9 protein-coding genes are annotated in these 7,727 nt (G+C 44.4%); 8 read left to right on the top strand and 1 reads right to left on the bottom strand.

Translation table 11 applies throughout. The annotated features are described in order from the left end of the window. Nucleotides 1-1,188 (bottom strand): DEAD/DEAH box helicase (locus B3763_RS12825; protein WP_286747038.1); only part of this gene is annotated, 1,188 nt, incomplete at its 3' end. 90 nt (nt 1,189-1,278) lie between these two features. Between B3763_RS12825 and B3763_RS12820 the strand changes: the two genes are divergently transcribed. The 8 genes from B3763_RS12820 to B3763_RS12785 form a co-directional block, all read left to right on the top strand. After that, nucleotides 1,279-1,845 (top strand): DUF922 domain-containing protein, encoded by a 567-nt coding sequence (locus B3763_RS12820; protein ID WP_286747036.1) that lies wholly within the window; start codon nt 1,279-1,281, stop codon nt 1,843-1,845. Between the two features lie 116 nt (nt 1,846-1,961). Continuing rightward, a complete protein-coding gene (locus B3763_RS12815) occupies nt 1,962-2,375 on the top strand; it encodes a (4Fe-4S)-binding protein (protein ID WP_189631175.1) in 414 nt (137 codons plus the stop codon). Between the two features lie 6 nt (nt 2,376-2,381). Continuing rightward, nucleotides 2,382-3,389, top strand: a complete 1,008-nt coding sequence (locus tag B3763_RS12810; protein WP_189631176.1) for a LacI family DNA-binding transcriptional regulator — start codon at nt 2,382-2,384, stop codon at nt 3,387-3,389. Between the two features lie 130 nt (nt 3,390-3,519). After that, nucleotides 3,520-4,308: a glycoside hydrolase family 16 protein gene (locus B3763_RS12805; RefSeq protein WP_286747033.1), complete on the top strand. Its 789-nt coding sequence runs from the start codon at nt 3,520-3,522 to the stop codon at nt 4,306-4,308. Nucleotides 4,309-4,344: 36 nt separating this feature from the next. Beyond that, complete coding sequence (locus B3763_RS12800) at nt 4,345-5,949, top strand: sodium:solute symporter (RefSeq protein WP_189631178.1); 1,605 nt, start codon at nt 4,345-4,347, stop codon at nt 5,947-5,949. A 6-nt stretch (nt 5,950-5,955) separates the two neighbouring features. Continuing rightward, a complete protein-coding gene (locus B3763_RS12795; protein WP_189631179.1) occupies nt 5,956-6,948 on the top strand; it encodes a carbohydrate kinase family protein in 993 nt (330 codons plus the stop codon). Then, on the top strand, nt 6,945-7,607 hold the full coding sequence (pgmB, locus tag B3763_RS12790) for a beta-phosphoglucomutase (protein WP_286747032.1): 663 nt from the start codon (nt 6,945-6,947) through the stop codon (nt 7,605-7,607). The genes B3763_RS12795 and pgmB overlap by 4 nt, the downstream gene beginning before the upstream one ends. Next, on the top strand, nt 7,604-7,727 hold a 124-nt coding region (locus B3763_RS12785), incomplete at its 3' end, for a hypothetical protein (RefSeq protein ID WP_286747040.1). The genes pgmB and B3763_RS12785, both read left to right, overlap by 4 nt.

The raw sequence follows: 7,727 nt of genomic DNA, 5'->3' as shown, positions 1-7,727 counted from the left end.
CTTTAATAACTGTCGCCAGTCTTTGGAGTCATCTTCTGTGAGTGCCTTTACCATGGCATAGTCTCCTTTACTAATGCTAATACGCTCAATGGGCTCAGTCAGCTCCTTTTCAATTTGCTCAAGTATTTTTTTTTCTTCCGGGCTACAAAAGGAATAAGCCTGACCTTTTGCAAAACCCCGGCCTGTACGGCCCACCCGGTGTACATAATGTTCAACCGTTTCAGGCAGGTCATAATTCACAACAAAATCTACTTCAGGTATATCAATACCTCGGGCACTGATGTCGGTGGTAATAAGTACCTTTAAAACCCCACTTTTAAACCTGCCCAGAGTTTCATCGCGCTGCTTTTGATCTTTGTCTCCATGCAGAGTGTCCGCTTTCAGTTCCATACGCTGGAGGGCTTTTTGTACTCTTTCGGCCCTTACTTTGGTACGCACAAACACAAGCATCTTAGCCTCTGGGTTGTTTTTTATGAGTTGCTCCAGAAAGTAGCGCTTATCATCCATTTCTACATAAGCCACGGCATGCTCAATATTCTTGGCTACCGGATTTTTAGGCGATAGCTGAATACGAATAGCTTTATGTACCAGCGAATAAGCCAGTTTCTTTATCTCTTCATTGATGGTGGCCGAGAAAAACAGTGTTTGCCTTTTTTTGGGTAAGTGAGGCAGTAAGTCTCGCATATCCTTAATAAAGCCACGCCCCAGCATATGGTCGGTTTCATCCACAATAAGCACCTCTAATAGCGACAGGTTTAAATAGCCCTGGCTAATGAGGTCGAACAAACGGCCTGGTGTGGCAATGAGCACATCGATACCCGATTGAAGCATTTTAATCTGAGGGTCCTGCTCCAGCCCACCGTAAATAGCATAAATGGTCAGGCCACTGCCTTTGCTCACCTGCTGAAATGTTTGCTTTACCTGCTGTGCCAGTTCATGGGTAGGAACCATCACCAGGCATCGCACTGCGTTTATATTGAGCTTGCGCGAATGATCCAATAACCTTTGTACCGTTGGAATGGCAAAGGCAGCCGTTTTGCCAGTTCCTGTTTGTGCAATAGCCAATACATCTTCTCCTTTGAGAATAGGAGTTATGGCCTTATACTGTATGTCCGTAGGCTTTTTAAAGCCAAGCTCTGCCAGATTGGACTTAATAAGCGGGTGAAAAGCGTATTTCTCAAACTTCATGCAAGACAAAGATACCGCTTCGCTATACAAAATCGTTAGCTTTGGGTTAGTTTACCCACAATATTCACGCGGCAGAAGTTAGATAGCTCAATGAAATTCTTGAAAAATATAGCTTTAGCACTGCTCATACTCACAGGGTTGGTTCACGGGCCGGAGAGTAAGGCGCAGTTTTTAACAGTAGATACAACGGCTTATATTGAGTGGTCAGACAATTTATACCTAAGCTGGAAAGACTTTAGGTTTAGAAAACAAAAGTCCAAAGAGGAGAGGGGGCTTGCTCTGACCTCCGTAACCCATTCCATACGAGGGGGCATATTTAACGATGAACCCAGGTTTGAGGTGAAGGTACTCTTTGTGAAGAAAGACTCCTGGACCACCGATTCTACCAGCATAGCACTATTGGCTCATGAAAAGCTGCACTTCGATATTGCCGAATTGTATGGCAGAAAAATAAGGAAGCAGATTAGTGAATTGCACAAAAGGGGAGAGCGAGACCTAAAAGTTTATAACAAATATGTGAGGCAACTACTGGCCGATTTTAAGCGATTTTCTCTGAACTACGATAAGGAAACCGGTCATGGAAGAGACTCAGAGCGTCAAAACGAATGGTTCGAACTTGTTTTTTCGGAATTGGAGCGATTAAAACAATATAGCTAATAATATTAATATTAATATATGTTAATAACAACATATATAAATTGCCCTTGAATTATTTTCCGATGTTTCGGTTTGACTCTATTTTCGCTTAATTTAATCAGCCGAACGACTGTGCCATGAGTGAACCACTGGTAAAGGAATATAGCAATGGAGAGGTTACCATAGTATGGAAACCAGATCTGTGCATTCATTCCGGTATTTGCCTCAGGGGCTTGCCCAAGGTGTTCAATCTCAAGCAGCGACCGTGGGTTCAACCGGAAAAGGCCAATTCAGATCAGATTGTGGCTCTGGTTCGGGAGTGCCCCTCAAAAGCACTATCTGTTAAAGGCGTTCGCTTTAAAGAGAAAGACAATAGCGATGTGAAGGTAACGCTCATACCGGGAGGCCCCATACTGATAAAAGGAGGAGCCACGGTAACGGAAAGAAACCATAAGCAGGTACATCGTGAAACAGTGGCCTTTTGTCGTTGCAAACGTTCGCGAAAATTTCCGTATTGCGATGGCACACACGCTCAACCAAAAGAAGACTAAGAGACTATGGCTATTACGATAAAAGACATTGCCAATGCGCTGAGTATTTCACCTTCAACGGTGTCGAGAGCGCTCAACGATCATCCAAACATAAGTGAAGAAACCAAGAAGTTGGTAGCCGAAAAAGCAAAGGAAATGCGTTATCAGGCCAATTTTATTGCTGCAGGCTTACGCACCAAGCGTTCCAACTCTATAGGTATTTTAGTACCCCACATTACCAGTAACTTCTTCGCTTCTGCAATCGATGGTATTCAGAAGGTGGTAAGCGACAACGGATACTATACTATAATTTGTCAGTCTAATGAGAATTATCATGATGAGATAGACCAGATTAAGTCGCTGCTTTCATGTAAAGTGGAGGGCATTATACTGTCGGTTTCCAGTGAAACCAAAGAGTTCGATCATCTGGAGACACTCAAGGCCTATGATGTACCCTTTGTGTTTTTCGATCGCATTGCTCCCGGCTTCGATACGCCAACCGTAGAAGCCAACGATTTCACAGGTGGTTTCCAGGCGGTGGAACATCTGATAAAACGTGGGCGCAAGCGCATTGCCCATCTTGGAGGCCCTGGACTGCTGGGGATTAGCAAAAGCCGATATGAAGGTTATTTGGAGGCTCTCAGAACCTACGACTACGAGATTAATGAAGATTTTGTCGTGTTCACTCACCCCGATGAACCTCACGATGCGATTATAGAGAAGATGTTTGAAGACCCTAAAAGAAGACCCGATGCCCTTTTTACCTTTAGCGATGAATTGGCAGTGGAATCCATTCTAAAACTTAAAAAAATGGGTCTTAATGTTCCAAGAGATGTTTCGGTGGTTGGTTTTGGCAATAGCAACTTGTGCGAAATAGTAGAACCCAACCTTACCAGCGTAACGCACGAACCTATTAAAATGGGTGAGGCTGCGGCCGAGCTATTGTTTAAAGTAATTCAGAAAAGGCATATACCCCAACACCAGCTTCACCTGAAGTTTGATTCGAGGGTTATTATCCGGGATTCTTCCCGATAAGTGCTTAACATATAAATGAGGCTACCCGGCAGCGACTAACCTCCTGTATTCAATTCCTGTTTGCCAATTGTGCATGAGATTTTGTGCCCGGGTTGCCTTCTTTCGGCATCTTAAATACATTCAAACAGAAATGAAAAAGCTTAGTCAACTTATGATGATTGGAGCCCTCGTGCTCATTCAGTCCTGTAACGAAAAACCACAATTGGTCTGGCAAGACGAATTCGATGGCCGTGAGTTGGATACCACCCGGTGGACAGCCTATGTTGGTGATGGCTGCCCCGATCTGTGCGGTTTCGGTAACAATGAGCTTCAGTATTATACCGACAGGCCCGAAAATATCAATTTAGCCCATGGTATACTCACCATTACTGCATTGGCCGACTCTTTTAAAACCCGTGCCTATTCTTCGGCCAAGCTCATCACAAAAAACAAAGGCGATTGGAAATATGGCAGGGTAGAGGTGAGAGCCAGAATTCCAAAAGGACGTGGCAATTGGCCCGCAATATGGATGTTGCCCACCACCAATAACTATGGTGGCTGGCCCAAAAGTGGAGAAATAGACATTATGGAACATGTAGGCCACGACCAGGGTAACCTGCATGGTACGGTACACACCGAAGCCTTCAACCACCTAAAAGGCACACAGAAGGCAGACTCCGTTCAGGTAGCCGATATCTCCGATAAATTCCATGTATATACTATTGAATGGGATGAGGATAAAATCGATTTCTTTCTAGACGATGAGAAATACTTCACTTTCGAAAACTCAGGCAATGGTTATGCCGAGTGGCCCTTCGACCAACCCTTTTACCTCATCCTAAACCTGGCCGTTGGAGGTGGCTGGGGCGGCAAAAAGGGCATTGCAAACGATATCTTTCCAAACCGCTTTGAAATTGATTATGTTCGTGTATATCAGTAGCAACTATTGAATATCATTCACCTTAACCTTACGTCTATGGTAGACCTAGTTAGTCTCGATTACATTTTTATAGCCGCCTATTTTGTGCTGGTCTTTGGTATAGCCGCTTGGGCCACTTTTAAAGAAAAAGTTAACTCTTCATCGTCCGATTACTTTCTGGGAGGTAAGAATGTAGGCTGGTTTGTCATTGGCGCATCACTCTTTGCATCCAATATTGGTTCTGAACACCTCGTGGGTTTAGCAGGCGATGGGGCAACAGGGGGTGTGGCTGTGGCTCAATTCGAAATTATAGCCGGATTTATGCTTATGCTCTTAGGTTGGGTTTTTGTGCCCTTCTACTTGAAAAGCGGAGTATTTACCATGCCCGAATTCTTAGAAAGAAGATACTCCTCCAAGGCGAGAAACTATCTTTCCTGGGTTTCGATAATCGCTTACATACTTACCAAAATATCGGTGACCATTTTTGCCGGAGCTGTAGTTTTCTCAGCCATAGAGGTGCCTTTTTGGACAGGAGCCATCATCATAGTTGTAGCTACAGGTGTTTACACCGTTTTTGGAGGGTTAAAGGCCGTGCTTTATACCGATATGATTCAAATGTTTGTACTCATTGGAGGTGCCATTGCTGTAACCTACTTTGGTCTGAACGAATTAGGCGGGTGGTCAGGACTAACCAGTAGTGTAGACGAAGGCTTTATGTCTATGTGGAAGCCAATATCCGATGATAAATTCCCTTGGACTGGCATCCTGTTTGGGGCTCCCATTTTAGGGGTATGGTATTGGTGTACAGACCAGTACATTGTGCAGCGAGTGCTTTCCGCTCGTAACATTGAGCAGGCGAGAAAAGGAACCCTTTTTGGCGGATTTCTGAAGATGCTTCCGCTTTTCATCTTCGTTATTCCCGGAGTAATTGCGTTTGCCCTTTCTCAAAAAGGTGTTTTCGACCTGGAAAAGAATGATCAGGCACTCATTATGATGGTGAAGAGTATGGTGCCGGCAGGTCTTCGAGGTGTAGTAATAGCCGGTTTACTGGCCGCACTAATGAGCTCACTAAGCTCCGTGTTCAACTCGTGCTCAACACTTTTTACCATCGATATTTATAAGCGTTGGAAACCCGATACCTCAGAAAAGAAGCTGGTGAGAGTAGGGCAGTTGGCTACCATCATTATGGTGGCAGTAGGTATTGTTTGGATCCCCATAATGGAGCGTATCTCCGGACAGCTCTATACGTATTTGCAAACAGTACAGGCCTATATTTCACCCCCTATTGCCGCTGTGTTTTTGCTAGGAATATTCTTTAAAAGATTGAATGCAAAAGGCGCAATGGCTGCTCTATGGACCGGTTTTGTGTTAGGTATGGGACTGCTAGTGCTTGATGTTTTCAAAGCATCATTGCCCGATTTTCTAAGTGCCATTATTGCTATCAACTTCCTGCATTTGGCCATTTTCCTTTTTGTTATATGTTCTGTGGTACTCATAGTGGTGAGTTTAATGTCCGAAAAACCGGCACCAGAACAAATCAAAGATATTACATACGCCAAGGGAGTGCTGAGTGCCAGGGGGCAAGCCTCCAGAACGAAAGACCTGGTGCTTACGGTATTGCTTATAGCTCTTATAATTGCTATTTGGATATACTTTAGCTAATGGCCTATGAGTGGAGCATATAAAATAGCGGTAGTTGGCCCTATTCCCAGAGATCATATTACTACTCATAAGGGAGAAGTTATAGAGAAGTACGGATGCATTACCCACCCTACTATAGGGCTTGCCCAGTTGCTTCAGGGCCAGGGAACGGTCTATCCGGTTTCGCATATTCGCAAAAAAGACATGGCTGCAGTAAAGGAATTATTTGCCCCTTATTCGGCCATAGATATGAAAGGCGTTACAGACGATGCCGATAGCGGAGACGTGATCAAACTTAAATTTCTCGATCAGAACTTTAGGGTAGAAAAACAAACGGCCTTTATGAACCCCATAATGCCGGTGGATATGGCTCCGTTTCTGGATTGCAACGTGTTTGTTTTTGTGCCTATAACCGACCATGAAATAGCTCTCGATACGCTTAAATACCTAAAAGAGTTTAGCCATGGAACCATCATATTCGATGCTCATGGCCCCACACATACTATGACCATCGGGGGCGATCGGCACAAGAAGTTTTGGGTGGAAAGAGACTTCTGGCTACCCTATATCGATGTTCTAAAGATGAATCTGGAAGAATCGTGGTGTACCTGGTACAAGCACGAGTACAGAGAAGAGGAACTCACCGATCTTCTGGATGATATTGGTCAGGAGCACCTTCGCCCCATGGCCGATTACATTTTAGATAGAGGCCCCAAGGCTTTAATTGTAACTACCGATGCCACCGGTTGTAAGGTATTTACAAAAGTAAACGGACAGCTCAAAGAAGAATTCGTAAAGAGCATTTACATGGAAAATGTAGTAGACACCACCGGCTGTGGAGACTCTTTTGCGGGAGGACTAGCCTATGGGCTGAGAGACGGACAAAACGATTACATATTGGCTTCAATGTATGCCAATGCACTTGGAGCTCAACGTACTCAAGGCACCACTTTCGAGGTTTTTAAGCCTCTGAAAGAAACAGAAAATATGATACGTGCCAATTATTCTATAAACCTATGATTTTACCAAAGGCCTGCATTTTTGATTTAGATGGGGTGATTGTAGATACAGTTCCGGCTCATTATATAGCCTGGAAGTCTATTGCCGATGAACTGAATATACCTTTTACGGAAAAAGACAACGAGCAGTTAAAAGGCGTGAGCAGAGTAGACTCTATGAAGCGCATTTTGGCGATAGGAGATCTCGAAAAAAGCGATGAGGAAATTGAAGCTTTAACCACGCGTAAGAACGACAGATACGTAGAGATAATATCTAAAATGACTCCTGCTGACATTCTGCCGGGAGTCAGAGAGTTTCTCCATGTGTTGGCAAAGGCCGGATTAAAAGTGGCGTTGGGATCTTCCAGTAAAAACGCGCCTACTATTCTAAAAGCCGTTGGGCTGAGCGATCTGTTTCAGGTGAAAGTGGATGGTAACCACATAAGCCATTCCAAGCCTCACCCAGAGGTGTTTCTGCTTGGAGCCGATCGCCTGGGCTTGCATCCTTCAGAGTGCGTTGTCTTTGAAGATGCTATTTCCGGTGTGCAGGCAGCCAAACGGGGAGGCTTTCCATGTGTAGGAGTGGGCTTGCCTGAACTATTGCATGAGGCAGACCTTGTAGTTCCTGATCTGAAAGACGCAGACCTTACCATATTCAAACGTTTACCATCATTTGCATGAAAAATTATATCAAACATCATCCCTGGTCGATTATCGAAGAAGGGTTTGTGCCCGAGTATAATCAGATTTCCGAAAGCATTTTTAGCCTGGGCAACGGCATGTTTGGTCAGCGGGCTAATT

The organism is Roseivirga sp. UBA1976, assembly GCF_002336325.1.
Lineage (GTDB): Bacteria > Bacteroidota > Bacteroidia > Cytophagales > Cyclobacteriaceae > Roseivirga > Roseivirga thermotolerans.
Note: the sequence above shows the minus strand (reverse complement) of the source record. Positions and strands in the feature narration are given on the sequence as shown.

Coding starts and splice junctions, on each gene's coding strand:
- B3763_RS12800 (WP_189631178.1), top strand. CDS start 4,345: ATGGTAGACCTAGTTAGTCTCGATTACATTTTTATAGCCGCCTATTTT.
- pgmB (WP_286747032.1), top strand. CDS start 6,945: ATGATTTTACCAAAGGCCTGCATTTTTGATTTAGATGGGGTGATTGTA.
- B3763_RS12805 (WP_286747033.1), top strand. CDS start 3,520: ATGAAAAAGCTTAGTCAACTTATGATGATTGGAGCCCTCGTGCTCATT.
- B3763_RS12815 (WP_189631175.1), top strand. CDS start 1,962: ATGAGTGAACCACTGGTAAAGGAATATAGCAATGGAGAGGTTACCATA.
- B3763_RS12820 (WP_286747036.1), top strand. CDS start 1,279: ATGAAATTCTTGAAAAATATAGCTTTAGCACTGCTCATACTCACAGGG.
- B3763_RS12795 (WP_189631179.1), top strand. CDS start 5,956: ATGAGTGGAGCATATAAAATAGCGGTAGTTGGCCCTATTCCCAGAGAT.
- B3763_RS12810 (WP_189631176.1), top strand. CDS start 2,382: ATGGCTATTACGATAAAAGACATTGCCAATGCGCTGAGTATTTCACCT.